This window comes from Stenotrophomonas sp. YJH_SMC_54 (genome assembly GCF_059368435.1).
This window is the reverse complement of the sequence record NZ_JCAFRS010000001.1, coordinates 241492-266933: the sequence shown is the minus strand read 5'-3', so window position 1 is coordinate 266933 and position 25442 is coordinate 241492. Positions and strand designations below refer to the sequence as shown.

At 67.2% G+C, this 25442-nt stretch carries 23 protein-coding genes; 15 read left to right on the top strand and 8 right to left on the bottom strand.

Features of this window, described 5'->3' with window-relative positions; genetic code table 11:
- The first annotated feature begins 215 nt into the window (after positions 1-215).
- Positions 216-2972: a TonB-dependent receptor gene (locus AC5P5S_RS01400; RefSeq protein ID WP_062606852.1), complete on the top strand. Its 2757-nt coding sequence runs from the start codon at positions 216-218 to the stop codon at positions 2970-2972.
- A 177-nt stretch (positions 2973-3149) separates the two neighbouring features.
- Here AC5P5S_RS01400 and AC5P5S_RS01395 read toward each other — a convergent pair whose 3' ends face one another.
- Positions 3150-4763, bottom strand: coding sequence for an alpha-glucosidase (locus tag AC5P5S_RS01395; RefSeq protein WP_005408452.1), 1614 nt, complete (start codon positions 4761-4763; stop codon positions 3150-3152).
- Positions 4764-4976: 213 nt separating this feature from the next.
- On the opposite strand from AC5P5S_RS01395, the gene AC5P5S_RS01390 reads away from it, so the two are divergent.
- Positions 4977-5975, top strand: a complete 999-nt coding sequence (locus tag AC5P5S_RS01390) for a polyprenyl synthetase family protein (RefSeq protein WP_049397514.1) — start codon at positions 4977-4979, stop codon at positions 5973-5975.
- Between the two features lie 188 nt (positions 5976-6163).
- Here the strand turns inward: AC5P5S_RS01390 and AC5P5S_RS01385 are convergent, their stop codons facing one another.
- Positions 6164-6955: a dienelactone hydrolase family protein gene (locus tag AC5P5S_RS01385; protein WP_099474286.1), complete on the bottom strand. Its 792-nt coding sequence runs from the start codon at positions 6953-6955 to the stop codon at positions 6164-6166.
- 132 nt (positions 6956-7087) lie between these two features.
- On the opposite strand from AC5P5S_RS01385, the gene AC5P5S_RS01380 reads away from it, so the two are divergent.
- The gene (locus AC5P5S_RS01380; protein ID WP_012479376.1) at positions 7088-7681 is read left to right on the top strand and encodes an SMI1/KNR4 family protein; all 594 of its coding nucleotides are present in this window, start codon (positions 7088-7090) and stop codon (positions 7679-7681) included.
- A gap of 94 nt (positions 7682-7775) precedes the next feature.
- Here AC5P5S_RS01380 and murD read toward each other — a convergent pair whose 3' ends face one another.
- From murD to AC5P5S_RS01365, 3 genes are all read right to left on the bottom strand, one after another.
- A complete protein-coding gene (gene murD, locus AC5P5S_RS01375; RefSeq protein ID WP_062606660.1) occupies positions 7776-9185 on the bottom strand; it encodes a UDP-N-acetylmuramoyl-L-alanine--D-glutamate ligase in 1410 nt (469 codons plus the stop codon).
- Entirely contained in the window at positions 9166-10518 is a 1353-nt protein-coding gene (gene murL, locus AC5P5S_RS01370; RefSeq protein ID WP_062606658.1) for a UDP-N-acetyl-alpha-D-muramoyl-L-alanyl-L-glutamate epimerase, read from the bottom strand. Before murL ends, murD begins: the two co-directional genes overlap by 20 nt.
- Positions 10519-10594: 76 nt before the next feature.
- The gene (locus tag AC5P5S_RS01365; protein WP_062606656.1) at positions 10595-13189 is read right to left on the bottom strand and encodes a bifunctional aspartate kinase/diaminopimelate decarboxylase; all 2595 of its coding nucleotides are present in this window, start codon (positions 13187-13189) and stop codon (positions 10595-10597) included.
- Between the two features lie 75 nt (positions 13190-13264).
- On the opposite strand from AC5P5S_RS01365, the gene AC5P5S_RS01360 reads away from it, so the two are divergent.
- Positions 13265-14137, top strand: coding sequence for a PhzF family phenazine biosynthesis protein (locus tag AC5P5S_RS01360; protein ID WP_062606653.1), 873 nt, complete (start codon positions 13265-13267; stop codon positions 14135-14137).
- Positions 14138-14268: 131 nt separating this feature from the next.
- Complete coding sequence (locus tag AC5P5S_RS01355) at positions 14269-15147, top strand: PhzF family phenazine biosynthesis protein (RefSeq protein ID WP_059033448.1); 879 nt, start codon at positions 14269-14271, stop codon at positions 15145-15147.
- Between the two features lie 158 nt (positions 15148-15305).
- On the opposite strand, the gene AC5P5S_RS01350 is transcribed toward AC5P5S_RS01355, so the two are convergent.
- Positions 15306-15737, bottom strand: coding sequence for an OsmC family protein (locus tag AC5P5S_RS01350; protein ID WP_005408443.1), 432 nt, complete (start codon positions 15735-15737; stop codon positions 15306-15308).
- 372 nt (positions 15738-16109) lie between these two features.
- Here AC5P5S_RS01350 and AC5P5S_RS01345 point away from each other — a divergent pair, with 372 nt between their 5' ends.
- The 4 genes from AC5P5S_RS01345 to AC5P5S_RS01330 all read left to right on the top strand — a co-directional run bounded on the left by AC5P5S_RS01345 (position 16110) and on the right by AC5P5S_RS01330 (position 18373).
- A complete protein-coding gene (locus AC5P5S_RS01345) occupies positions 16110-16508 on the top strand; it encodes an HU family DNA-binding protein (RefSeq protein WP_005408442.1) in 399 nt (132 codons plus the stop codon).
- Positions 16509-16803: 295 nt separating this feature from the next.
- Positions 16804-17112 (top strand): DUF3861 family protein, encoded by a 309-nt coding sequence (locus tag AC5P5S_RS01340; RefSeq protein WP_005408441.1) that lies wholly within the window; start codon positions 16804-16806, stop codon positions 17110-17112.
- A 51-nt stretch (positions 17113-17163) separates the two neighbouring features.
- Complete coding sequence (locus AC5P5S_RS01335; RefSeq protein WP_024956949.1) at positions 17164-17694, top strand: hypothetical protein; 531 nt, start codon at positions 17164-17166, stop codon at positions 17692-17694.
- 82 nt (positions 17695-17776) lie between these two features.
- Positions 17777-18373, top strand: a complete 597-nt coding sequence (locus AC5P5S_RS01330) for a YceB family lipoprotein (RefSeq protein ID WP_005408439.1) — start codon at positions 17777-17779, stop codon at positions 18371-18373.
- Positions 18374-18411: 38 nt separating this feature from the next.
- Here AC5P5S_RS01330 and AC5P5S_RS01325 read toward each other — a convergent pair whose 3' ends face one another.
- The gene (locus tag AC5P5S_RS01325; protein WP_024956948.1) at positions 18412-18954 is read right to left on the bottom strand and encodes a type 1 glutamine amidotransferase domain-containing protein; all 543 of its coding nucleotides are present in this window, start codon (positions 18952-18954) and stop codon (positions 18412-18414) included.
- A gap of 162 nt (positions 18955-19116) precedes the next feature.
- Positions 19117-19584, bottom strand: a complete 468-nt coding sequence (locus tag AC5P5S_RS01320) for an SET domain-containing protein (RefSeq protein WP_012479369.1) — start codon at positions 19582-19584, stop codon at positions 19117-19119.
- A gap of 208 nt (positions 19585-19792) precedes the next feature.
- On the opposite strand from AC5P5S_RS01320, the gene AC5P5S_RS01315 reads away from it, so the two are divergent.
- From AC5P5S_RS01315 to AC5P5S_RS01290, 6 genes are read left to right on the top strand one after another with little or no spacing between them, the layout of a single operon-like run.
- Entirely contained in the window at positions 19793-20248 is a 456-nt protein-coding gene (locus tag AC5P5S_RS01315) for an SUF system Fe-S cluster assembly regulator (RefSeq protein WP_062606652.1), read from the top strand.
- Between the two features lie 17 nt (positions 20249-20265).
- Positions 20266-21741, top strand: a complete 1476-nt coding sequence (sufB, locus tag AC5P5S_RS01310; protein WP_005408435.1) for a Fe-S cluster assembly protein SufB — start codon at positions 20266-20268, stop codon at positions 21739-21741.
- A complete protein-coding gene (locus AC5P5S_RS01305) occupies positions 21738-22142 on the top strand; it encodes a hypothetical protein (protein WP_005408434.1) in 405 nt (134 codons plus the stop codon). Before sufB ends, AC5P5S_RS01305 begins: the two co-directional genes overlap by 4 nt.
- Positions 22143-22144: 2 nt before the next feature.
- Positions 22145-22909 carry a Fe-S cluster assembly ATPase SufC gene (gene sufC / locus AC5P5S_RS01300; RefSeq protein ID WP_024958766.1) on the top strand — a complete coding sequence of 255 codons (765 nt, stop codon included), beginning with the start codon at positions 22145-22147 and terminating at the stop codon, positions 22907-22909.
- Positions 22909-24171, top strand: a complete 1263-nt coding sequence (gene sufD, locus AC5P5S_RS01295; protein WP_062606650.1) for a Fe-S cluster assembly protein SufD — start codon at positions 22909-22911, stop codon at positions 24169-24171. Before sufC ends, sufD begins: the two co-directional genes overlap by 1 nt.
- Entirely contained in the window at positions 24168-25424 is a 1257-nt protein-coding gene (locus AC5P5S_RS01290; RefSeq protein ID WP_062606648.1) for a cysteine desulfurase, read from the top strand. Before sufD ends, AC5P5S_RS01290 begins: the two co-directional genes overlap by 4 nt.
- The last annotated feature ends 18 nt before the right edge of the window (positions 25425-25442 follow it).

Here is a 25442-nt window from a genome sequence, read left to right as displayed (position 1 = left end):
GTGAACGTGATTGCCGGCCGCTGGCCGGCACCACCGCAAGCAGGATCTGAAAGCGATTACACCCCTGCAAACGCCATTGAATACGTATGCAGGGTGATTCCCGCGAAGAACGCGCTGCCTACCATAGCGGCGACGACAGCGGCCACCGCGTCGCACGTCCACGGTCACTCCGGGACGTTCACGAATCGATCTGCAACATTGCCTGGGAGGGGAAAATGTTGAACCACAAGCGCAGCGCGCTGAGCATCGCGCTGGCCGTTGTCCTGGCGCCGACGCTGGCGTCGGCACAGTCCACGCAGAGCACCACCACGCCGGCCACCACCGCCGCCACCAACCTGGATACGGTGCAGGTCACCGGCATCCGTCGCGGCATCGAGAACGCGATCGCGATCAAGCAGGACGCCACCTCGGTGGTCGAGGCGATTTCCGCCGAAGACATCGGCAAGCTGCCCGACGTCAGCATCGCCGAATCGATCTCGCGCCTGCCCGGCCTGGCCGCACAGCGCGTGGCCGGCCGTGCGCAGGTGATCAGCGTGCGCGGCCTGTCGCCGGACTTCGCCACCACCCTGCTCAACGGCCGCGAAGTGGTCAGCACCGGTGACAACCGCGGCGTCGAGTTCGACCAGTACCCATCCGAACTGGTCAACGGCGTGACCGTCTACAAGACCCCGGACGCGGCGCTGGTCGGCCAGGGCCTGTCGGGCACCATCGACATGCAGACTGCACGCCCGCTCAGCTTTGGCGAGCGCGTGATCGCGGTCAGCGGCCGCTACCAGAAGAGTTCGCTGGGCCGCGCCGCCAACGTCGATCCATATGGCAACCGCTTCAGCGCCAGCTACATCGACCAGTTCCTGGACAAGACCCTGGGCATTGCCATCGGCTACGCGCACAGCGACATGCCGATCCAGGAGAACCAGGTCGGCCTGTACGAACCGTGGACCACCGAACACACCGACAAGGGCGAGCGCCCGGGCGTGGGCGCCGGCACCTACTTCTCCGATGGCATCAAGGCGCTGCGCCGCACCGGCAACAACAAGCGCGACGGCGTGATGGCCACGATCCAGTTCCGTCCGAACAACAGCTGGACCAGCACCTTCGATGCGTTCCACACCGAAGCCGAGCAGATCGACACCGCCAACCAGTTCGAGCTGAACCTCAGCAACTACAACGGCAACTACACCCCGGGCCTGCTGGTCAGCAACCCGCAGATCAACGCCAACGGCTCGTTCACCGGCGGCACCGCCAGCGGCGTGTATCCGCTGGTGCGCGGCATGTACAACAAGCGCAAGGACAAGATCGATGCGTTCGGCTGGAACAACGAGTTCAACTTCGGCGGCGTCAAGCTGGTCGCCGACCTGAACTACTCCAAGGCCACGCGCGCTGAGCTGAACCTGGAAAACAACCTGCAGCTGACCCCGATGCCTCAGCTGGACACGGTCGGCGTGTCGATCCGTCAGAACGGCTTCTCGCAGATCAGCCCGGGCCTGAACTACTCCAATCCCGACGCGCTGTTCCTGACCAACACCATCTACGGTTCCGGCTACGGCAAGGTGCCGCAGGTGGAAGACCGCCTGAAGGGCGGCAAGCTGGCCGCCACGATTGCGCTGCCCGAGGCCATTGCCTCGTGGGCGCCAGACCTCGACATCGGCGTGAACTATGCCGACCGCCGCAAGGTGAAGACCCAGTCCGAAGGCAACATCCTGCTCGGTGCACAGGGTGATGCCAACATCGCCTCGGACCTGCAGTACCGCCCGGTCGACCTGAGCTTCGCCGGCCTCGGCACCATCCCGGCCTGGAACGTGCCGGCCGCGGTCGGTCGCTACATGATCTTCAACCCGGTCGACAACCTGGACTACCTGATTCCCAAGTCGTGGACGGTGCAGGAAAAGATCACCACCGCGTGGGCGCGCCTGAACATCAACACCGACATCGGCGTGGTCGGCGTGCGCGGCAACATCGGCGTGCAGATGCAGCACACCGACCAGAGCTCGGATTCGCGCTACTGGGACAGCTCGCAGCCGGCTGGCAGCAACATCCAGCCCTACTCCGCAGGCCGCAAGTACAACGACTGGCTGCCAAGCTTGAACCTGGCCTTCATGTTCCCGCACCAGCAGACGCTGCGCTTTGCCGCCGCCAAGCAGGTTGCGCGGCCGCGCGTGGACCAGATGCGTGCCGGCCTGGAGTTCGGCGTGGACACCGGCACCGGCCGCCCCGGCGGCAGTGGCGGCAACCCTTTGCTGGACCCGTGGCGCGCCACCGCACTGGACCTGTCCTACGAGAAGTACTTCGGCGAGAAGGCTTACGTGGCCGCCGCGATCTTCTACAAGGACCTGAAGAGCTACGTCTACACCCAGTCGGTGGACAACTACGACTTCACCGCGCTGCTGGGCAGCTACGTACCGCCGCCGGGCATGACCGCACCGGTGCTGACCACCGGCACCTTCTCCGCGCCGCAGAACGGCAAGGGCGGCACGCTGAAGGGCCTGGAGCTGACCGCATCGTTCCCGCTGGACATGCTGACCGACAGCCTGCGTGGCTTCGGCGTGCAGGCCAGCGCGACCTTCAACAAGAGCGACATCACCATCCTGGATCCGGAAAGCGCGTCCAGCGTGGGCAGTGACCCGATCAGCCTGCCGGGTCTGTCCAAGCGCGTGTACAACTTCACCGCCTATTACGAGCGCAGCGGCTTTGAGGCACGCGTGAGCCAGCGCCGACGTTCGGACTTCATCGGTGAGATCGGCAATTTCAACGGCAATCGCAGCCTGCGCTACGTGGTGGGCGAAAACGTGACCGATGCGCAGGTCAGCTACACCTTCAGCGACAGCAGCGCCCTGCGGGGGCTGACCCTGCTGCTGCAGGGCAGCAACCTGACCAACGAGCCGTACCGCACCTACGCCGGCAGCAAGGACCGCCCGCTGGAGTACATCGAATGGGGCCGCACCTACATGCTGGGCGTGAACTACAAGTTCTGACCACGACCGGGTAGTGCCGGCCGCTGGCCGGCAACACAAGGGGAGCAGGACCGGAAACCCGCTGCGCAGGCAGCGGGTTTTCTTTTGCGTGGATGCCCTTCACCGCAATCCCACCCACAAAAAAGGGACGGGGCGCTTCGGCCCCGTCCCCGCAAGTACCGCCACCGGAGAAAACGGTCAGCTGCGTCGGGCGCAATACACCGCGCGCGGCGGCAGCTGGAGTTCATTGCCCTGCACCGTGCCCGCATCCGGGCCCGGCACCGCCACCTGCTGCCAGTTGCCCGGCGGCAGCGGATGGCTCACCGCTTCGGCCGACAGGTTGAAGGCCAGCAGGAGGGTTTCATCTGCAAGCATACGCTCGAACAGCAGCACTGGCTCGGCGCTTTCGATGAACCGGATGCTGCCATGCAGGAGCGCCGGCTGGCTACGCCGCCAGGCCAGGAAGGCGCGGAACGCCGCCAGGACCGAGTGCGGGTCGCGCTCCTGCACGGCCACCGCCGCCGCCCGGTGCTCGGCCGGGATCGGCAGCCAGGGCGTGCCGGAGGTAAAGCCAGCCAGCGGAGCGTCGGTCCACGGCAGCGGGGTGCGGCAACCGTCGCGGCCCTTGAAATTCGGCCAGAAGGTGATGCCATACGGGTCCTGCAGCGCCTCGAACGGCACCTCGGCCTCGGCCAGGCCCAGCTCCTCGCCCTGGTACAGGCACACCGAGCCGCGCAGCGAGCACAGCATCGCCACCAGCATCCGCGCCAGGCGCGGATCGGCCGGATAGCCGCCCCAGCGGCTGACCGCGCGTTCCACATCGTGATTCGAAACCGCCCAGCACGGCCAGCCTTCGGTCATCGCCGCTTCCAGCCGGGAGACCGTGTCGCGGATGTAGGCCGCGCTGTAGTCGTCCACCAGCAGCTCGAAGCTGTAGCCCATGTGCAGGCGGCCGTCCTGGGTGTACTCGGCGGTGGTGGCCAGCGAGTCTTCCGACGAGATCTCGCCCAGGCTCACCGCGCCCGGATACTCATCCAGCAGCGCGCGCAGCTGCTCCAGGAATGGCAGGTTCTCCGGTTGGGTGTTGTTGTAGAAGTGGTACTGGTAGGCGTACGGGTTGTCCGGACTGAAGCCGCGGCCCACCCGCTTGTCCGCCGGCTTGGGCGGGTTATCGCGCAGCTGCGCGTCGTGGAAGCAGAAGTTGATCGCATCCAGGCGGAAGCCGTCCACGCCGCGGTCCAGCCAGAACCGCACATTGTCCAGGGTGGCCTGCTGCACGTCCGGGTTGTGGAAGTTCAGGTCCGGCTGGTCGACCAGGAAGTTGTGCAGGTAGTACTGCTCACGGCGCGGTTCCCACTGCCACGCGCCGCCGCCGAACAGCGACAGCCAGTTGTTGGGCGGGGTGCCGTCCTCGCGCGGGTCGGCCCAGACGTACCAGTCGGCCTTCGGATTACTGCGGTCCTGGCGGCTCTCGCGGAACCAGGCGTGCTCGATCGAAGTATGGCTCAACACCTGGTCGATCATCACCTTCAGGCCCAGGTCGTGCGCCTTGGCCAGTAGACGGTCGAAGTCGTCCAGGCTGCCGAACAGCGGGTCGACGTCGCGATAGTCGGCGATGTCGTAGCCGAAGTCGGCCATCGGCGACTTGAAGAACGGCGAGATCCAGATCGCGTCCACGCCCAGCGCGGCAATATGGTCCAGGCGCTGGATGATGCCCGGCAGGTCGCCCACGCCATCGCCGTTGGCATCGAGGTAGCTGCGCGGGTAGATCTGGTAGATGACGGCTCCGCGCCACCATGGATAGTGCGACATCGACAGCCCCCCTCCGGGCATGCGGGACCCGCCGGCAGCGGGCCGAAATCCTGTCCGGCAAGCTTAGCGGCGGCCTCGCGGGCATGGCGCAACCTGCATACGTATTCACGCAGGCGGCAGCGTTTGCGGGGCCGGGAACGCCGGCCAGCCCCGTTTGCGCCCGAATTCACGGCCAGCGCCTATAATCGGTGGTGAGCCTGAAAGCCTGATCGCATGACCATCACCGAAGACACCCGTCCCGCCCTGGGCCTGCCCCAGATCCAGTCGCTTGCCGCGGCCGACATGGCCGCCGTCGACGCCCTGATCCGGCGCCGCCTGTCCTCGGACGTCGTGCTGATCAACCAGATCGCCGACCACATCATTTCCGCCGGCGGCAAGCGCCTGCGCCCGATGCTGGTGATGCTGGCCGGCCACGCGGTCGGCCAGGCCGGTCCGGAGCACCACCAGTTGGCGGCGATCATCGAGTTCATCCATACCTCGACCCTGCTGCACGATGACGTGGTGGACGAATCCAGCCTGCGCCGTGGCCGCAGCACCGCCAACGCGCTGTGGGGCAACGCGCCCAGCGTGCTGGTCGGCGACTTCCTGTACTCGCGCAGCTTCCAGCTGATGGTCGAGCTGGAGCGCATGTCGGTGATGCAGATCCTGGCCGATGCCACCAACCGCATCGCCGAGGGTGAAGTGCTGCAGCTGCTGCACGTGCACAACCCGGATACCGACGAAGCCGCCTACCTGCGCGTGATCGAGCGCAAGACCGCGGTGCTGTTCGCCGCCGGCACCCGCTTGGGTGCGCTGGCCAGCGGCGTGGACGAAGCCACCCAGCAGGCCTTGTTCGACTACGGCATGCACCTGGGCTACGCGTTCCAGATAGCCGACGACGTGCTGGACTACTCGGCCAATGCCGAGGAACTGGGCAAGAATCTGGGCGACGACCTCGCCGAGGGCAAGGCCACGCTGCCGCTGATCCACGCGATGGCCCACTCCGACGACGCCACCCGCGAGCGCCTGCGCACCATCGTGCAGGACGGCGACGCTTCGGCGATGCCGGAAGTGCTGGCCGCGATCCGTGCTACCGGCGGCCTGGAGTACAGCCGCGCGCGTGCCGAGGAATATGCCGAAGCCGCCGAGCGTGCGCTCGATGGTCTGGCTGACAACGACGCCGTGGCCGCCCTGCGTGGTCTGGCCCGTTACGCGGTGCAGCGCTCGCATTGACGGGTTGAGGTGTGCCGACCAACGGTCGGCACCCACCCACCGGCATTCCGGTGGGTGCCGACCGTTGGTCGGCACGGAAACGCTCGCATTGACCGCATCCGGTAGCGCCGGCCGCTGGCCGGCATTCCCGATGACATCCGCAGCATCATGAGGTTGCCGGCCAGCGGCCGGCACTACCGCTGCGCGGATCAACGTTTCTCGAAGCGCTCCTCGAAGAACTCATCCAGCGCCTTCCACGCGCGCTTGGCCGCCCGCTCGTTGTACTGGCACCCCGGCGGGCTGTTGGCATCGCGCTCGGCGAAGCAGTGCACCGCCCCGCTGTAGTTGGTGAACTCCCAGTCGACCTTGGCCGCGTTCATTTCCCTCTGGAAACCGGCGATATCCTCGGCGGTCACGCTCCTGTCGTCGGCACCGTTGAGCACCAGCACCGACGGGTGACTGCCACCGGCCTGCGCCGGCAGCGGTGAACCCAGCCCGCCGTGCAGGCTGACCACACCGGCCAACGGCGCACCTGCACGGGCCAGCTCCAGCACCGTGGTGCCGCCAAAGCAGAAGCCCACCGCACCGATCCGGCTGGCATCGAGCGGCACCTTGCCGGCCTGCGCCTTGAGCACGTTCACCGCTTCCAGCGCACGTGCCCGCAGCAACGGCCGGTCGTTGCGCAGCTTGGTCGCCACCGGCCCGGCCTCGGCATCGGTCTTCGGCCGCACGCCCTTGCCGTACACATCGGCCACCAGCACCACGTAATCATCGCCCGCCAGCTGCTTGGCCTTCTCGATGGCCGACTCGTTCACACCCTTCCAGTTCGGCACCATCACCAGGCCCGGACGCTTGTCGTTGTCGCCATCGTCATAGACCAGCACGCCACTGAAGGTCGTGCCCTGGTGTTTCCACTCCACCGGCTGCGTCTTCATTGCCGCCCACGCCGGCATCGCCGCCAGGCCGAGCACCATCGCCACACCACAACGCCATCGGTTCATGCGCCTGCTCCGCGAGAAAAAGGGGACGGAGGGGATTAAGCCGTATTCGCCCCTCCCGCGTCGCATTCTGCATTGGCGACGTGACGCAGGTGTGGTTGGATACGACTTAATCCCCTCCGTCCCCTTTTTCGCATGAACCTTGTTGACCGCTTTCTGTCTGGCCTGATCCCACGCCTGCCCGCCGACGATGCCCCGCAATGGGCTCACGTCCAGGGCGCCAGCGCAGAAGACCTGCAGCGCCTGCGCATGCAATGGCCGCAGGTGCCTGACAGCCTGGTGGAACTGTTGTCCCGCGTCGATGGCACCCACTTCCGCGAGTACCCCGGCGGCGGGGTCTGCGTGCTGATGCTCGGGTCGGACGTGGAAGACGGCGGCTATCCGTACTACCTGCGCTCGGTCGCGCAGATCTTCGAGGACCAGCAGCAATGGGACGACAGCATCCGTTCCATCTACGAAGAGTGGCTGGATGACGAGCCGGAGATTCTGGGTGAAGGCATCGACGCGGATCTGCCGATGAACCGCCGCCTGTGCTTCTCGCACTGCATGAACAACGGCGGCACGTCGATGCTTTACCTGGATTTCAACCCCGCACCGGGCGGCACCGTCGGCCAGGTGGTGCGCTACCTGCACGACCCGGACAGCTATGCGGTGATCGCGCCCAGCTTCGATGCGTATCTGCAGCAATTGATCGACGGCGGCTACGCGTTCATCGACGAGGAGCAGTAGATCCACGCCATGCGTGGATGAATTTCTCCGGAGGGTTGCCGGCCAGAATCCCGTTGGGGTCAGAGCCCTTTCCTGCGGAGAGGGATCCGACCCCTCAGGCGATGCCCAGCCCCGGAATCGCGCTGATGCTGTCCGGGTCGAATCCGGCCAGCTCGGCGAAATGACGGCCACGCGCCACGTAATCGCGGTACGCACCAAAGCTCGGTGCGCCCGGCGACAGCAGCACCACCCCACCCTGCCCCCCCAGCGCGGCGCGCGCCAAGGCCATCGCCTCGGGCAGATCACCTGCAGCGTGCAGACCGAAGCGACCGGCATCGGCCAGCGGCTGCAGCATGGCGTGGATGCGCGGGCCGTTGCTGCCCATGGTCACGATCTCCACCGGCGGCACGTCGTGCGCCATGTGCTGCATGAAATCGGTCCAGTCCAGGCCACGGTCATGCCCGCCCACCAGCAGCGCGATGCGCTGCCCGGCGAAGCACTCCAGCGCGGCCAGGCTGGCATGCGGCGTGGTGCTGATCGAATCGTTGACGTAGGTCAGGCCATCGGCCACGCCGATGCGCTGCAGACGGTTCGGCAGCGGACGGAAGTCCTGCACCGCCGGCGCAAGCGCCGCGGCATCCAGCCCCAGCGCTTCCAGCGCGGCCAGCACCGCGCACAGGTTGCCACGGTTGTGGCGGCCCGGCAGCGGCGTGTTGCGGGTATCAAACACGGCCTGCTCACCGCGATGCACGATGTCGCCGCGCATGTGCCAGCCCTGCGGCTGGTTGAACCAGACCACTTCGCTGTCGGGCAGCGACAGCGCGGCCAGGTGCGGATCGGCGGCATTGAGCACGGCGATGCGCGGTGCGGCCTCAGTCACCAGCCGCAGCTTGTCTTCGATGTAACGCTGTTCGCTGCCGTGCCAGTCCAGGTGTTCCGGGAACAGGTTCAGCACCACCGCCACCTGCGGGCGGGCGCCACTGCGTGCCACTTCGCCGGTCTGGTAGCTGGACAGTTCCACCGCCCAGTACTCAGGCGCGGGCTGCGGGTCCAGCACTTCCAGCAGCGGCAGGCCGATGTTGCCTACCAGGCCGGTACGGTGGCCGGCGGCACGCAGCAGGTGCGCGACCAGCGCGGTGGTGGTGCTCTTGCCCTTGGTACCGGTCACGCACACGGTGTCGTGCACGATGCCATCGTCGGCCGCGTGTTCGGCGAACCACAGCGCGGTGCCACCAATGAAGCGGGTGCCCTGCCCTTCCGCCGCCAGCGCGATTGGCTGGTAGGGGCTGATGCCGGGAGACTTGATCACCACGTCAAACGCGGCCAGCGCTTCAGCAGAAGGCTCGCCACGCACGTCCAGCACGCCCTGCGTTTCCGCACGCGCGGCCTCGACTTCAGCCGCCGGGCAGAACAGGCTCAGCGGCAGCGTGGGCAGGCGCTCACGCAGCACCGCAAACGCGGCGCGGCCCTCACGGCCCCAGCCCCACAGCGCAACGCGCTTTCCTTCAAGCTTCGAAATCTTCACGCACCCGTTCCCACAGCGCAGGCGGAACGCGATGCTCGCCCTGCAGCTGCAGCAGCGGCGCCAGTTCCAGTTCGGCGGCATCCAGCTGCGGCTGGATCTCGTTGCAGAAGCGCTTCACCAGCACGTCTTCCTTCCACTCCGGGCGTTGCGCCAGGGTCGCCATCGCCGCACGCGATTCGCGGCCTTCGCCCACGCACTCGAACGGCTTGTGGTCCTGGAATTCCAGCAGCGCATCGAAGCCACCGGCCTGCTCGGCATCGTCCAGCAGGTTGCGGCCGAAGATGCGCACCAGGCGCGTCTTGGGCATGAACGGGGCCAGCGCCAGGAACACGAAGTGGCACTTCGGGCAGACGCCGCACCAGCGGTTCACCGGGCGCTCGCCGAGGATGTGGAAGTTGCGGTTGCAGCTGGAGAAATGCGCGTCGTAGAAGTCACTCTTGGCGAACTGGCGGGCCACCGCCAGCTCGGACATCGGGCGCAGCAGCGAGTAGTACTGCAGGTCCGCCGCCACGTACTTCTGCACATGGCTGCCGAACGCCTGCTCGCAGGCCCAGCCCTTGGACCACTGATGATTCACTTCGCCGGTGCCTGGAATCTGGCTGCCGTAGCTGGCCGAGCGCTCGTTGGAGAACACCACCTGGTCCACGCCGTGCAGCAACGCGGCCAGCACCATGATCGCCGAGTTCACCACCGTCACCGGGATATGGCCGTTCCATGCGCCCTGGCGATTCAACTCGAACAGTTCAGGTGCCAGCGTGCGGCCCAGGTTCAATGTCGGCAGGCCGGTGCGCTCGGCGCACGCACGGATCAGCTGCGAGCCACCGATCCAGGTCACGGTCTCGTCCACGCCGGCACGGCGCAGCGCTTCGATGCTGACCAGCGAATCCTTGCCGCCGCCGATGGCCACCAGCGCGTGCGGCTGCAGGCCCAGCGACGGCGCCTGCATGGCCTCGCCCTGCACCGGCAACCGGAAGCGGCCGCGCAGGTTCAGGCCATTGCGGTAGGCGAATTCGCCCAGGCCGTTGAGGTAAATGGTCTCCACCAGTGCGGCGGTATCGGCATCGATGCTGTAGCTGTCGATGCTGACCGTCTCCGGCACGCCCGCCTTGTAGTAGCTGACACCGGCGATCAGGTGCAGCAGCTGCAGCGCACGCTGCACGGCGGCGGCACGCGCCTCGTCCAGCACGAACGGGGCGCCCGGCACGGTGATGGTCTCCACCATCTCCGGGCCGTCATCAAAGGCATAGACCAGCCTGGCCACGCCGGTCTCCGCGGCGAATTCGCAGCGGACGAAGCGGAAGCGGGAAACCTGGTGTTTGTCGAAAGCAGTCATGGTGTATCCGGTCAGGCACGGGCCCGCGCGATGGCGCGCGGCGTGTCGGTGGGCGGGTGCAGGGCGCGCGCGGCGATCATTCGATCACGTCTTCGCGCGGCAGCATCCGCTGGTTGTAGGTGTTGGCCATCGAATAGCCGTAGGCGCCGGCATCGGCGATCAGCATCACGTCGTCCGGCGCGGTCGACACCGGCAGCTTGCGGCGCTTGCCGAACACGTCGCTGGACTCGCAGATCGGGCCGACCACATCGAACGCCGCCTCGGCATACCCACCCTGGCGGCTGAGGTTCTCGATGTCGTGCCAGGCGTCGTACAGGGCCGGGCGCATCAATGCATTCATGCCGGCATCCAAGCCGACGCGGCGCACGCCGTCCTTTTCCACCACCTGGGTGGCGTGGGTCAGCAGCACGCCGGATTCGGCCACCAGGTAGCGGCCCGGCTCGATCGCCAGGCGGAACGCCGGATGCAGCGCCTTGACCTCAGCCAGGCCCTCGGCCCAGGCATCCAGATCGAACGGCTCGTCCTCGGCGGAATACGGAATCGGCAGGCCGCCGCCGATGTCGATGGTCTGCACGCTGCCGATGCGGCGGGCGAAACCGGCCAGCTCATCGCACATCAGGCGCCAGTGCTGCGCGGTCTCTACGCCGCTGCCCAGGTGCGCATGCAGGCCGACCACGCGGCTGCCCAGATCGGTGGCTGCGCGCACGAACTCGTCGACACGGGCGATCGGCAGGCCGAACTTGGACTCCTTGCCACCGGTACGGACCTTGGCGTGGTGGCCTTCGCCACGGCCCAGGTCGACGCGCAGCCACAGCTCGCGGTTGCGGAACAGGTCCGGCCAGCGCTGCAGTGCCTCGACGTTGTCGACCGTCACCGTCACGCCCAACGCGAATGCGGCTTCGTATTCGCTGCGCGGGCAGAAGCTGGGGGTGAACAGCACGCGCTTGGGCGACAGTTCCGGCAGGTGCTGGAACACGTGCTTCAGCTCGCCATGCGACACGCATTCCAGGCCGAAGCCCTCGGCTTCCAGCAGCTGCAGGATGGCCGGGTGGCTGTTGGCCTTGATCGCGTAGTAGCGCTGGTCGATCGGCTTGATCGCGGCCAGCGCGCGGGCGCGGGCGCGCACGGTCGGCAGGTGGTAGACGTAGCGCGGCGTACCGGCATCGGCCAGCTGCAGCAGGTGCGCACGCTGGCCCCGCCACCACGGCGTGCCACGCGGGCGCACGGTGCCGGCGATCTCGCGCCAGCGCGGGCCGAATACTTCGGTCTCTTCCACCGGCATCGCGCCGCTGTCGATCAGCTCGGCGTGCAGCACCGGCAGCAGGCCATCGGCATCGGCCTCGTCGATGACGAAGGTCAGGTTCAGGTCATTGGACGACTGCGAGATCATGTGCACGCGCTCGCGGCCGAAGGTCGCCCACACGTCCGACAGCTTGTGCAGCAGCGAACGCATGCCACGGCCAACCAGAGTGATCGCCGCACACGGCACGATCACCTTCACCTTGCAGATCTGCGACAGGTCGGCCGACAGCGCGGCCAGCACATCGGTATTGACCAGGTTCTCGGACGGATCCAGCGACACGGTGACGTTGGTTTCGGCCGAACCGATCAGGTCCACCGACAGGCCGTGCTTCTTGAACAGATTGAACACATCGGCCAGGAAGCCGACCTGCTGCCACATGCCGATGCCTTCCATCGACACCAGCACGATGCCGTTGCGGCGGCTGATCGCCTTCACCCCTGGTACCGGCGCGGCGCTGCCATCGATGCTGGTGCCGGGCAGTTCCGGGCGCTCGGTATCGAGGATGGCCATCGGTACGCCGGCATCGCGGCACGGCTTGATCGAGCGCGGGTGCAGCACCTTGGCGCCGGTGGTGGCGATTTCCTGCGCCTCGTAATAGTCCAGGCGGGTCAGCAGGCGCGCGTCCGGCACATCCTTCGGATTGGCGCTGAACATGCCCGGCACATCGGTCCAGATCTCCACGCGGCTGGCACCCAGCAACGCACCGAAGTACGCCGCCGAGGTATCCGAGCCGCCGCGGCCGAGGATGGCGGTACCGCCATCGGCATGCCGCGAGATGAAGCCCTGGGTGATCAGCAGGCGGGTCGGCTGCGCACGGAAGCGCTGCATCCATTCCGCGTCGGCGCGCCACTGGCAGTTCACCGACAGGCGCTGCGACCAGTCGCTCTGGTTCGGCTGCGGCGGCATCGCGTCCAGCCACTGGCGGGCATCCATCCAGCCCATGTCCAGGCCCGACGCGCGCAGGTAGGCCGCACCCAGGGTGGAGGACAGCAGCTCGCCCTGGCCCAGCACTTCGGCCTGCCAGTCGAGCGGACGGGTGGCCGCCCGCGCGTCGTCGAGCAGCCCCTGCAGCGCCGCCAGGCGATCGGCCAGCACCTCGCGGCCCAGGCCGAGTTCAACCAGGAAGGCCTCGTGGCGTTCGACCAGCGCCGCCACGCGATCCCGGCTGTCGGGCGCGCCATCGGCGATCGCGGTCAGTTCGTTGGTGACCCCGGACAGCGCCGACACCACCACCAGCACGCGCGAGCCGGTCTCTTCCGCGCGTTTTTTCGCCAGCTTCCCGATCGTGTCCCAGCGGTGACGACGCGACACCGAGGTGCCGCCGAACTTCAGTACGATCCAACGATCGACAAGGGGGGAAGCTGACATGGATTGGCTATGTAGAATGTGGGGAAGCCGCCCTCGGGGGCGGAACCTTTGATTCTAAGCGCAATATCCCCGTAGATGGCCGTCCTCCGTTACCTGCAGCTCGATGTCTTCGCCCCCCGCCCCGGCACCGGCAACCCGTTGGGCGTCATCCTGGACGCCGACGGGCTCTCCAGCAGCCAGATGCAGGCCCTGGCCGCCTGGCTGAACCTGTCCGAGACGGTGTTCTTCCTGCGCCCCAGCACGCCGGGCGCCGACTACCACATCCGCATCTTCACCCCGACCCGCGAGCTGGCCTTCGCCGGCCACCCCAGCGTCGGCGCCGCCTGGGCGGCGGTGACCTGCGGCCTGGCGCACCCGCACGACGGTGCCCTGCTGCAGCAATGCGCGGCGGGGTTGCTGCCGGTACGGGTGAGCGGCCCGGCCGAGGCACTGCAGATCCAGCTGGCCAGCCCACCGGCGCGGCGGCTGGACACAGCGGCCGACGGAGCGCCCGAAGCGCTGCTGGCGCTGGCCGACAGCGGGCACGTGCCCGAACTGTGGGACAACGGCGCACGCTGGTGGCTGTTGCCGCTGCGCGATGCCGCCGCCGTACGCAACCTTGTGCCGGACATGGCCACGCTGGCCGACTGGAGCCTCGCCACCGACGCGACCGGTGTGGCCGTGTTCGCCGACGAGGCCGGCGACGACCACACCCGGGTGGTGCGCGCCTTCTGCCCCGCTGATGCAGCCGCCGTGCCCGAGGATCCAGTGACCGGCAGCGCCAATGCGCTGATCGGTGCCTGGCTGCGCCAGCGCAATGCCCTGCCCGGCCGCGAGGGCCGCTACGTCGCCAGCCAGGGCCGCGAAGTCGGTCGCGATGGTCGCGTACAGGTCGAGGTTGATGCGCAGGGCACGGTGTGGATCGGCGGCCAGGTGCAGTGCGTGATCGACGGCAGCATCCGCTGGTAGCCCACGGAAAAAAGGGGACGGAGGGAATTAAGTCGCTTATGGCACATGGGGCAAAAGCGACTTAATTCCCTCCGTCCCCTTTTTGGTGCCCCGCGCTACGCTATGCGGCCTGTTTACTGGAGTGCCGCCTGATGACCACCCGCCGTTTCCTGCAGCTGGACGTGTTCTCCCCGCGCGCCGGCGCTGGCAATCCGCTGGCCGTGGTACTCGATGCCGAGGGCCTGGACGACGCCAGCATGCAGGCCATCGCGCGCTGGACGCGCCTGCCCGAAACCACCTTCGTGTTCCCGCCACAGGTGCCGGGCGCCAGCTATCGATTGCGCATGTTCAGCCCGCAGAAGGAAGTACCGTTCGCGGGCCACCCCAGCGTCGGCACCGCGCATGCGGTGCTGCAGGCGGGCCTGGCCGCAGCGGTCGACGGCGTGCTGGTGCAGGACGGCATTGCCGGCGCGCTGCCGCTGCGCGTCAGCGGTGAGGGTACGCAGCAGCGCATCGCCATCCGCACCCCGCGCGCGCAGCTGGCCGAGACTGCCGAGGCCACCGATCCTCGCCTGCAGGCCGCGCTGAAGGGCTGGCCGCTGGGCACACTGCCGCCGGCACGCATGCAGGGTGGCCGCAGCTGGTGGGTGGTGCAGGTGGCCGACGAGGCCGCATTGCGCGCGCTGCAGCCAGACTGGGATGCAGTGGCCGCACTGGCTGAATCCACCGACAGCATGGGCGTGTTCGCCTATGCCTTCAGCGATGGCAGCGAGGGTTTCGACCTGGCCGTACGTGCCTTCGTCGGCAATGGACGCCGCTTCGAGGACGCCGCCTCGGGTGCGGCCAATGCGGTGCTGGCCGCGTGGCTGGACCTGCGTGACGCGCTGCCGCGTGGACGGACGCCGTTTGAAGTCAGCCAGGGCCGCGAAGTCGGCCATGACGCGCGCCTGACCCTGCTGGTCGACCAGGACGGCGAGGTCTGGTCTGGCGGGCAGGTGCAGACGGTGATCAGCGGCACCATCGATTGGTAAACACCATCGAGGTGGAGCCGAAGGCAGCGGCAGGAGCCGCTGCCAACGTCGGACGCGACGGCCCGGAGGGTGGCGGCCAGGAAGGCCGCCATAACGCTGGCCGGCTGTTACCTGGACCTCGAGATCATGCGGTTGCCGGCCAGCGGCCGGCACTACCCTCAGCCCAGCTCGGCTTCCAGGCTGATCGGCACCGCGCTCAGCGCCTTGGACACCGGGCAGTTCTGCTTGGCGTCATCGGCAATCGCACGGAACTGCGTCGCGTCGATACCCGGCACCACTGCCTTCACCTTCAGCCGGATCTGCGACAGCTGCGGGCCGCCCTCCAATGACAGATCTACCTTGGCTTCGGTATCCAGCGAGGTCGGGGTAAAGCCGGCTTCGCCGAGCTTGGCCGACAGCGCCATGGTGAAGCAACCGGCGTGCGCAGCAGCGATGAGCTCTTCCGGATTGGTGCCCTTTTCGTCGCCGAAACGGCTGTTGAAGCCGTAGCGTGTCTTGTCCAGCAGCCCGCTCTGCGGCGTGCTCAGCTGCCCCTTGCCCGACTTCAGATCGCCTTCCCAGTGCGCTGTGGCGTGTCGCGAGATTCCCATGTGCTGCTCCTGCGTGACGGTGATGAACGGTCACCCTCGCACGGGAGGCGTTAGCCCTGCGTCGCTCCGCCGCACGCCGCAGGTCGCCTTCCGAACCCGGCGCGTGGACACTTTCTCACCAGCCGGAAACGCATTTTTCTCTTGTTTTCAGTGGTTTCTCGCATTCCGCCGATGGGCGGGCGTGGGCCGTCGCGCGCGCTGCCACACCCCCGTCCCCCACGGCGCGCCATGTACTGAATCGGCCTGGATATGAAAAAACATGCACTTTCCGCGCTTCGGGCTATTGGCGGCGCCCAAGAGTTGCCCTACATTGCGCTTGCCGACGGGGTTCGGCGCCGACCAAACAACCAACCGTTCACGGAACAGGAAACCATGGCAAAGACCGCTAAGAAGGCTGCCCCGAAGAAGGCAGTGAAGAAAGTCGCGACGAAGGCAGCCGCCAAGCCGGCCGCTCCGAAGCCGATCAAGGAAGTGCTGACCAAGTCCGGCCTGGTTGCACACATCGCTGAAGCCTCCGGCGTCGTCGCCAAGGACGTCCGCGCTGTGCTGGCCTCGCTGGAAAGCGCCGTTGCCTCCTCGGTGCACAAGAAGGGCGCTGGCTCCTTCACCCTGCCGGGCCTGCTGAAGATCACCACCGTCAATGTGCCGGCCAAGCCGAAGCGCAAGGGCATCAACCCGTTCACCAAGGAAGAGCAGTGGTTCGCTGCCAAGCCGGCCACCACCAAGCTGAAGGTGCGTCCGCTGAAGAAGCTGAAGGACGCCGCGCTGTAAGCGCGCGCCCCAACGCGGATTCCGACGGGACGGCTCTGGCCGTCCCGTTTTCTTTTGCACGTTCCCGGCAGCAGGTCCACGCCACGTGTGGATGCGCCGCCCCGGGGCATCCGCAACACAGCGTTGCCGCATACTGGAAAATCCCCGTTCAAGCCCGTCGCCATTAGCCAGGCGCGGCCTGGGCAGGCCCTGGAACGTACCGGGTGGAACACTGCGTGCAGCCCCGGCCATCGCCGCCGCGCACGGCCTTGCCTAAGGTGGGCACATCCTCCACAGCTACGGCGAGCATCCCCTCATGGCCAGCCCCTCCACCCGCTACCGGATCTCGGTGACCCCCATCGAAAAGGACGGGTTGCAGTGCACCGGGCGCTGCACCATCGAACTGGAACATCGCGCCAGCCGCGACCTGATGCGCCTGCTGGAAGCGGCGCCACGCACCGCTGGCATCAGCGGTGATGAACGCGCGACCCTGGTGATCGCCACCCAGCTGCTGCGCGACATCGTGCAGCGCCACGCGGAGACCGATGGACATGCGTTGGCCGCCATCGCCGGGCAGGTGCTGCCGGCACTGGATGCGCTGGAGCAGTTGCCCTCCTCCCGCTGATTCCCGCGCAGCCGATACACTGTCTCCCCCACATCGCCTCGGGGAGGAGGCATGCGCAGGACGCTTTTCCTGATCGCGCCCCTGGCGCTGCTCGGCTGCTCCAGGCCTGCGGCAGCGCCCGATGTTGCGCCAGCGCCGGCTGTCGCCGGCGCCGGAACGCAGGGCATCGCCGGCTCCGAAGCGGCGTCCCTGCAGACACCGGCGATCGATCCGCTGTTCGCTGCGGTCGCTGCCGACGCCCAACCACCATCGGTGATGCTCAACCGCTACGTGATCGCGCTGCTCAACCGCAACCGCAGCGCCAGCGACGCGGCATGGGCGATTCCACCGGCCGACCCGCACCGCGCAGATGACGCTGCCATACGCCAGCTGCAGGGCGTGCGTACGCTGCGGCTGGACAGCGAGCCCCCGGTGGCACGCGACGGCCAGCATCCTCCCCAGCTGCTGGAAGTGCCGGTGCGGATCCGCGCGGTCACCACCCAAGGGACCTTCCGCTTCGGCGGCTGGTACCGCGTGCAGCCCAGTGCTGATGGCCGCGGCTGGCAGATCCAGTCGGCGCAACTGCGGCCAACGCTGGACTGAACCATTGCAGCGGCATGCACGCGCGATTCAGCCGTCCCGGCTACTCTTTCCTCCATCCTTTCCCAGTCCAGCGGTCACCGCCATGCGCCTGCGTTCCCTGATGACCCGCCTCGCCGCCTCCACCGTGCTGATCGCCGCCGCGATTGGCGCGCAGGCCGCCCCATCCATTTCCGGCCGCGAACTGTCGGTCGGCGCCAGCGATGTGCAGCAGTATCTCGATGGCAGCTTCCCGCGCACCCAGGACGCGTTGGGCGGACTGATCGCCCTCACCATGAGCCACCCCCAGCTGAGCCTCCCGGCCGGCGAGCGCTTGAACCTTGGCATGGACGTGGCACTGGCCACTGCCGGTGGCAATCCGGCCAAACTGGGTACGGTGAAGCTCAGCAGCGGCCTGCGCTACGACGCGCAGACCCAGGGATTCCATCTGCAGCAGCCGAGCGTGGATGACTTCACCCCGGCCAACCAGGGCGGTCGTCTCGACTCCCGTACCCGTGGCCTGCTCAACGCCTGGCTGAGCGACTACGCCCAGCGGGAGCCGATCTACAAGCTGGACCCGGCCGTGGCCGGCGTGCTTGGCGCGCTGCAGGTGCAATCGGCACAGGTGAAGAACGGCAAGCTGGTGGTCACCTTCAACCAGAACCTGGGCAACCTGGTGCCGGCAGGCGTGCTGGGCAAGTAAGGTGGTGCCGGCCAGCGGCCGGCACTACCGGCAGCGCATCAGGCGGCGAGTGCCTTGACCACCGCCTCACTGAAGGCTGGGATGTCGTCCGGCTTGCGGCTGGTGATCACGTTGCCGTCGACCACGACCTCGGCATCGCGCCAGTTCGCCCCCGCATTGGTCAGATCCTGCTGCAGGGACGGCCAGGACGTCAGCTCGCGGCCATCGGCGAGGCCACTGTTGATCAGCAGCCACGGGCCATGGCAGATCGCCGCCACAGGCTTGCCGGCTTCGTCTACTGCGCGGACGAAGCCGAGTACAGCCTCGTCGGTACGCAGCGTGTCCGGATTGATGACCCCTCCCGGCAGCACCAGGGCATCGAAGCTGGCCGGATCGGCCTCATCCAGCGGAATATCCACTGCAACGGCGTCGCCCCAGTTCTTCTCTTTCCAGCCCTTGATCGTCGCCTCCTTTGCAGGCGACACGACGCTGACGCGCGCGCCTTCGGCTTCCAGCAGACGCTTGGGTTCGGTCAGTTCGGACTGTTCAAAGCCGTGGGTGGCAAGGATGGCAATCTGCTTGCCCTTCAATCTTTCTGCCATGGGTGCACTCCGGTTGGGGGTGCCGACAGAATGGAAGAACGGCCCTTGCACGGCGGTGACCCTGCCGTGCACGGCAGGTGGAGAGCCTCCGGGTGGTGCCGGCCGCTGGCCGGCACCTGGATTGCGCCTTGCCGGCCAGCGGCCGGCACTACCCGGTACCGGTCAGCGCTTGGGCTGCAGCATGGTGCCGGTGCACTTGGGCGAGCCGCAGCGGCACTCCCAGATCTTCTTCAGCTTGGCGGTGTGACGCTCGGCCAGGGTGATGCCGTAGTTGTAGGTCAGCTCTTCGCCGGCCTTGATGTCACGCAGCGCCTCGATGAACACCTTGTCGCCACGGCTGTCACCGTCCTCGTCTTCCTCGATCACCGCCTCGCAGTTCGGGTCGCAGCTGTGGTTGATCCAGCGCGCATCGTTGCCCTTGTAGTTGGCATCGATCACCCAGTCATCGTTGAGGGTGAACAGGAAGGTATGGCCGCTTTCAACGTCGCCGCTGTCATCGGCATCAACGTCGCCGTGGCTGCGCAGCAGGCCCTTGTACTGGATCACGCGCTCGCCCTGCTTGATCGGGGCCACGGCGAACACGCCGTTGCCATGGATGGCGGACTTGCGGGCTTGGATCTTCTTCGGCATCGGCACGGGCTGTTTGCAGCGGATGGAACCGGGATTCTCGCCCATTCCGGGTGATTGCGAAAATCACCCCGTTGGCGCAGCATGGCGCCCCGGCGGTGGCCCCGGTGCGTCGTCCCGGTCCGTCCCAGCGCCGGCTGAATGCCCGGGTTGGATGCCGGCGAATAAAAGCGTACAATTTCAGTCCGCTTTAAGAACCGCTCGCATTCCCATGTTGCGTGTCACCAAGCTCACCGATTACGCCACCGTGGTGCTGACCGTGCTTGCCGCCCGTCCGGGCGAGGTGCTCAGTGCCACTGAGCTGGCCGAATTCACCGGCCTGGAGCCGCCCACCGTCAGCAAGGTGCTCAAGCCGCTGGCGCAGGCCGGCCTGGTCGAAGGCCTGCGCGGTGTCCGTGGCGGCTACCGCCTGACCCGCCCGGCCATCGAGATCTCGCTGTTCGAAGTGGTCGAAGCGATGGAAGGGCCATTGGCCCTGACCGAATGCAGCCACGACCACCACCAGTGCGGCATGGCGCCCAAGTGCGGCGCGCGCAGCAGCTGGCGGCTGATCAACGACGTGGTCTCCGAGGCCCTGCGCGATGTCACCCTCGCCCAGATCCTGCCCCCTCTTCCCCTTGCCGATGACGAACAGCGCCGCACCATCGTTGTCGACGTCGTCTCCTGATCCACAGGCAGCCCCCCATGGCCACCGAAACCATCGAAAACGTCGCCCACGACGACACCCCCAACCGCGAGATCCACGAGCAGCTCGGCCGCAAGTATTCGGCCGGCTTCATCACCGAGATCGAATCGGACTCCCTGCCGCCGGGCCTGGACGAGGACACCATCCGTGCCCTGTCGGCCAAGAAGGACGAGCCGGAGTGGATGACGCAGTGGCGCCTGGACGCCTACCGCCACTTCCTGACCATGCCGATGCCGGACTGGGCCAAGCTGGAGATCGCGCCGATCGACCTGCAGGCGCTCAGCTACTACTCCGCGCCCAAGGGCCCGAAGTACGCCTCGCTGGATGACGTGCCAAAGGAACTGCTGGACACCTACGACAAGCTGGGCGTGCCGCTGCACGAGCGTGCCAAGCTGGCAGGCGTGGCGGTGGACGCGGTGTTCGACTCGGTGTCCGTCGGTACCACGTTCCGCAAGGAACTGGCCGAGAAGGGCATCATCTTCTGCTCGATGTCCGAGGCCATCAAGGAACATCCGGAACTGGTCCGCCAGTACCTGGGCACCGTGGTGCCGGTAGGCGACAACTACTTCGCCGCGCTCAATTCGGCGGTGTTCTCCGATGGCAGCTTCGTGTTCATTCCCAAGGGCGTGCGTTGCCCGATGGAACTGAGCACCTACTTCCGCATCAATGCCGGCCACACCGGCCAGTTCGAGCGCACCCTGATCGTGTGCGAGGACAAGGCCTACGTGTCCTACCTGGAAGGCTGCACCGCGCCGATGCGCGACGAGAACCAGCTGCACGCAGCGGTGGTCGAGCTGGTCGCGCTGGAAGACGCGGAGATCAAGTACTCCACCGTGCAGAACTGGTACCCGGGCGACGAGAACGGCGTCGGCGGCATCTACAACTTCGTCACCAAGCGTGCCGAATGCCGTGGCGCGCGCAGCAAGGTCACCTGGACCCAGGTCGAAACCGGTTCGGCGATCACCTGGAAGTACCCGTCCTGCGTGCTGCTCGGCGACGACTCGGTCGGTGAGTTCCACTCCGTGGCGCTGACCCATCACCGCCAGCAGGCCGACACCGGCACCAAGATGATCCACGTCGGCAAGCGCACCAAGAGCAAGATCGTCAGCAAGGGCATCAGTGCCGGCCGTGGCCAGAACACCTACCGCGGCCTGGTGCGGGTGGACCGCAACGCCGATGGCGCGCGCAACTACACCCAGTGCGATTCGCTGCTGATCGGCAAGCAGTGTGGCGCACACACCTTCCCCTACATCGAGGTGAAGAACCCGGGCGCCACCGTCGAACACGAGGCCACCACCTCGAAGATTTCCGACGACCAGCTGTTCTACTGCCGCGCCCGTGGCATCAGCCAGGAAGACGCGGTGTCGATGATCGTCGACGGCTTCTGCAAGCAGGTGTTCCGCGAACTGCCGATGGAGTTCGCGGTGGAGGCCAAGAAGCTGCTGGAAGTCTCGCTGGAAGGAAGCGTCGGATGATGCGTACGTCTTTGCCCGCACTGTTGCTGCTGGGCCTTTCGCCCTGGGCCCTGGCCAACGCGTCCTGCACCCCCGAAGACCTGGTGGGTGCCACCCCGGTCAGATTGCCCGCCAGCACGGTCATCTCCGCGCCGAAAGAATTTTCGATAGTGCTGACAACGGGGCAGGACGGCAGCTTCGGCGCGATCCGGGCTCGCCTGAGCTCGGGCAACCGTGAGCTGGATCGCGCCGCTGCCGAATCCATCCGACAGGCCTCCCTCGCAGTCTCCTGCCTGCAAGAACCCGGTGAAGAGATCATCGTGGTTTTCTCCGCCCTCCCCGCTCAACCTGGGCAGCCCGGCAACGGCACGGTGCAGATCGTCCGCATCGCCCCCGCAGCCCCGAAACCTACCAAGCCATGACCATGCTGAAGATCGAAAACCTCCACGCCCGCATCGGCGACAAGGAAATCCTCAAGGGCCTGTCGCTGGATGTTAAGCCCGGCCAGGTGCACGCCATCATGGGCCCCAACGGCGCCGGCAAGTCCACCCTGGGCAATGTCCTGGCCGGCCGCGACGGCTATGAAGTGACCGAAGGCAGCGTGCAGTTCGACGGCGTCGACCTGCTGGAGCAGGACCCGGAAGCGCGCGCCGCCGCCGGCCTGTTCCTGGCGTTCCAGTACCCGGTGGAGATCCCGGGCGTGAACAACACCTACTTCCTGCGCGCGGCGTTGAACGCCCAGCGCAAGGCACGCGGTGAGGAGGAACTCGATTCCATGCAGTTCCTCAAGCTGGTGCGCCAGAAGCTGGCCGTGCTGCACCTGAAGGACGAACTGCTGCACCGTGGCGTCAACGAAGGCTTTTCCGGTGGCGAGAAGAAGCGCAACGAGATCTTCCAGCTGGCCGTGCTCGAGCCGAAGCTGGCGATCCTGGACGAAACCGATTCGGGCCTGGACATCGACGCGCTGAAGAGCGTGGCCGACGGCGTCAACGCGCTGCGTGCCGCTGACCGTTCGTTCCTGGTCATCACCCACTACCAGCGCCTGCTGGACTACATCAAGCCGGACGTGGTGCACGTGCTGGCCGATGGCCGCATCGTCAAGACCGGTGGCCCGGAACTGGCGCTGGAACTGGAAGCGCACGGCTACGATTTCCTCAAGGATCGCGTGGTGCGCGAGGCGGCGGTCTGATGAGCGCCCTGCTCGACTCCATGGCCCAGGCCTTCTGCGGCAGCGACGCGCGCCGCGAAGTGCTGGACGCGGCCCTGCGTGACGGCCTGCCGGCCGCGCGCAACGAAGCCTGGAAGTACACCTCGCTGCGCCAGCTGGAACGCCGTGCGTTCGCGGCTGCACCGCTGCAGGGCCCGGCGCTGGACGCCGCGCTGCTGGAGGACATCCCGGCACCGCGCCTGGTGTTCGTCAACGGCCGCCTGGATGCCGCGCTGAGCGACGTGCAGGTCCTGCCGGACGGCGTGCAGCTGCAGCCGCTGTCGGCCGCACTGGCCTCCGGCGAAGACGCCGTGCGTTTCCTTGGCCGCCGCTACGAGCGCAGCGAAGAGATCTTCGCCCGCCTGAATGCCGCGCTGGCCGATGAAGGCGTGGTGCTGCGCGTGGACGAAGGCGTGCAGGTCGAAGCGCCTCTGCAGCTGGTGTTCGCCAGCGTCGCCGGCGAGACCGACCTGGCCTGGCACCACCGCCACCTGATCGAACTGCGTGCCGGCGCCAGCCTGGGCGTGGTCGAGCACCGCCTCAGCGTCGGCGATTCGGCGCACCTGGACAACACCGTGCTGCACGCCCATGTCGCCCGCGATGCCGTGCTCAAGCACGCCCGCGTGCAGGCCGGCAGCGCGCGCCAGACCAGCTTCCTGCGCACCGACGCCGTGCTGGCCCGCGACGCGCAGTACCACCGCGTCGACCTGGAACTGGGCGCCGCGCTCAGCCGCCATGAACTGAACGTGCGCCTGGAAGGCGACAATGCCCAGCTGACCGCCAACGGCGTGCTGCTCGGCAATGGCCGCCGCCACGTCGAAACCCGCCTGGGCATCGACCACATCGCACGCGATACGAGTTGCGAGCTGCTGTGGCGTGGCGTTGCCGCCAACCGCAGCCGCGTGGTGTTCCATGGTGGCATCCAGATCCGCGAGGGCGCCGACGGCACCGATGCGAACCTGTCCAACAAGAACCTGCTGCTGTCGGCCGACGCCGAGATCGATACCCAGCCGACGCTGGTCATCGACGCCGATGAAGTGAAGGCCGCGCATGGCGCCACCGTCGGCCAGCTCGATGCCAACGCGCTGTTCTACCTGCGCTCGCGCGGCCTGCCGCAGGCACAGGCGCAGGCACTGCTGAGCGCCGCGTTCTGCCACGAGCCGCTGAAGATCCTGCCGGAAGCCCTGCGCGAGCAGCTGGCACGCCGTTTGGACAAGGCCCTGGCCGAGGCGGGTGTGGCATGAACCTGTCCACCCCGCGCCCGATCGAAGAACGCACCGGCGCGCCCGATTGGGATCGCGTCCGCCTCGACTTCCCGCTGCTGATGCGTGAAGTGCACGGCAAGCCGCTGGTCTATTTCGACAATGCCAACACCGGCCAGAAGCCGGTGCAGGTGATCGGCGCGGTGGACGAGTTCTACCGCCGTTACAACGCCAACGTCAGCCGCGCGGTGCATGCACTGGGCAGCGAAGCCACCGACGCCTACGAAGGCGCGCGCAACACGCTGGCACGCTTCCTCAACGTGCGCCCCAGCGACCTGGTGCTGTGCAGCGGCACTACCTTCGCCATCAACCTGGTGGCGTATTCGTGGGCCCTGCCGCGATTGAAGGCCGGCGACGTGATCCTGATCACGCGCATGGAACACCACGCCAACATCGTGCCGTGGCAGCTGGTCGCACAGCGTACCGGCGCCACCATCCGCGTGGCCGAGATCACGCCTGACGGCGCACTCGATCTGGATACGCTGCGCGCGGCAATGACCCCGGAGGTCAAGCTGCTGGCGGTCACCCACGTGTCCAACGTGCTGGGCACGGTCAACCCGGTGCGCGAGATCTGCCGTGAAGCGCGCAAGCGCGGCATCATCACCGTCGTTGATGGCTCGCAGGCCGTGCCGCACCGCAAGGTCGACGTGGCCGCGATCGGCTGTGACTTCTACGCCATCACCGGCCACAAAATGTGTGGTCCGACCGGCACCGGTGCGCTGTGGGCGCGCCGCGAGCACCTGGATGCGATGCCGCCGTTCCTTGGCGGCGGCGAGATGATCAAGGAAGTCAGCTTCGACGGCACCGTGTTCAACGATGCCCCGCACAAGTTCGAAGCCGGCACCCCGAACATCGCCGGCTTCATCGGCCTGGGCGTGGCCGCCGACTACCTGCAGCAGCTTGGCCAGGAGAACGTGGAGGCACGCGAGGCTGAACTGCTGGCGCATTTCACCGAAGAGCTGCGCCGCGTCGACGGTCTGCGCATCATCGGCGAAGCACCGGAGAAGGCCGCCGTGGTCTCGTTCCTGATCGACGGCGCGCATGCCCACGACCTGGCAACCCTGCTCGACCTGGAAGGCGTGGCGGTGCGCTCCGGCCAGCACTGCGCACACCCGCTGCTGCAGTACTTTGGTGTGGCGGCCACCTGCCGTGCCTCGCTGGCGTTCTACAACACGCACGCCGAGATCGAGCGCTTCATGACCGCGCTGACCAAGGTACGGAAGCTGTTGGGCTGAGCCGGCACACCGGGTCAG

Bases quoted from the DNA above. Each gene is read 5' to 3' on its own strand.
- AC5P5S_RS01400 (WP_062606852.1), top strand. From the start codon at position 216: ATGTTGAACCACAAGCGCAGCGCGCTGAGCATCGCGCTGGCCGTTGTC.
- AC5P5S_RS01395 (WP_005408452.1), bottom strand. From the start codon at position 4,763: ATGTCGCACTATCCATGGTGGCGCGGAGCCGTCATCTACCAGATCTAC.
- AC5P5S_RS01390 (WP_049397514.1), top strand. From the start codon at position 4,977: ATGACCATCACCGAAGACACCCGTCCCGCCCTGGGCCTGCCCCAGATC.
- AC5P5S_RS01385 (WP_099474286.1), bottom strand. From the start codon at position 6,955: ATGAACCGATGGCGTTGTGGTGTGGCGATGGTGCTCGGCCTGGCGGCG.
- AC5P5S_RS01380 (WP_012479376.1), top strand. From the start codon at position 7,088: ATGAACCTTGTTGACCGCTTTCTGTCTGGCCTGATCCCACGCCTGCCC.
- murL (WP_062606658.1), bottom strand. From the start codon at position 10,518: ATGACTGCTTTCGACAAACACCAGGTTTCCCGCTTCCGCTTCGTCCGC.
- AC5P5S_RS01365 (WP_062606656.1), bottom strand. From the start codon at position 13,189: ATGTCAGCTTCCCCCCTTGTCGATCGTTGGATCGTACTGAAGTTCGGC.
- AC5P5S_RS01360 (WP_062606653.1), top strand. From the start codon at position 13,265: ATGGCCGTCCTCCGTTACCTGCAGCTCGATGTCTTCGCCCCCCGCCCC.
- AC5P5S_RS01355 (WP_059033448.1), top strand. From the start codon at position 14,269: ATGACCACCCGCCGTTTCCTGCAGCTGGACGTGTTCTCCCCGCGCGCC.
- AC5P5S_RS01350 (WP_005408443.1), bottom strand. From the start codon at position 15,737: ATGGGAATCTCGCGACACGCCACAGCGCACTGGGAAGGCGATCTGAAG.
- AC5P5S_RS01345 (WP_005408442.1), top strand. From the start codon at position 16,110: ATGGCAAAGACCGCTAAGAAGGCTGCCCCGAAGAAGGCAGTGAAGAAA.
- AC5P5S_RS01340 (WP_005408441.1), top strand. From the start codon at position 16,804: ATGGCCAGCCCCTCCACCCGCTACCGGATCTCGGTGACCCCCATCGAA.
- AC5P5S_RS01335 (WP_024956949.1), top strand. From the start codon at position 17,164: ATGCGCAGGACGCTTTTCCTGATCGCGCCCCTGGCGCTGCTCGGCTGC.
- AC5P5S_RS01330 (WP_005408439.1), top strand. From the start codon at position 17,777: ATGCGCCTGCGTTCCCTGATGACCCGCCTCGCCGCCTCCACCGTGCTG.
- AC5P5S_RS01325 (WP_024956948.1), bottom strand. From the start codon at position 18,954: ATGGCAGAAAGATTGAAGGGCAAGCAGATTGCCATCCTTGCCACCCAC.
- AC5P5S_RS01320 (WP_012479369.1), bottom strand. From the start codon at position 19,584: ATGCCGAAGAAGATCCAAGCCCGCAAGTCCGCCATCCATGGCAACGGC.
- AC5P5S_RS01315 (WP_062606652.1), top strand. From the start codon at position 19,793: ATGTTGCGTGTCACCAAGCTCACCGATTACGCCACCGTGGTGCTGACC.
- sufB (WP_005408435.1), top strand. From the start codon at position 20,266: ATGGCCACCGAAACCATCGAAAACGTCGCCCACGACGACACCCCCAAC.
- AC5P5S_RS01305 (WP_005408434.1), top strand. From the start codon at position 21,738: ATGATGCGTACGTCTTTGCCCGCACTGTTGCTGCTGGGCCTTTCGCCC.
- sufC (WP_024958766.1), top strand. From the start codon at position 22,145: ATGCTGAAGATCGAAAACCTCCACGCCCGCATCGGCGACAAGGAAATC.
- sufD (WP_062606650.1), top strand. From the start codon at position 22,909: ATGAGCGCCCTGCTCGACTCCATGGCCCAGGCCTTCTGCGGCAGCGAC.
- AC5P5S_RS01290 (WP_062606648.1), top strand. From the start codon at position 24,168: ATGAACCTGTCCACCCCGCGCCCGATCGAAGAACGCACCGGCGCGCCC.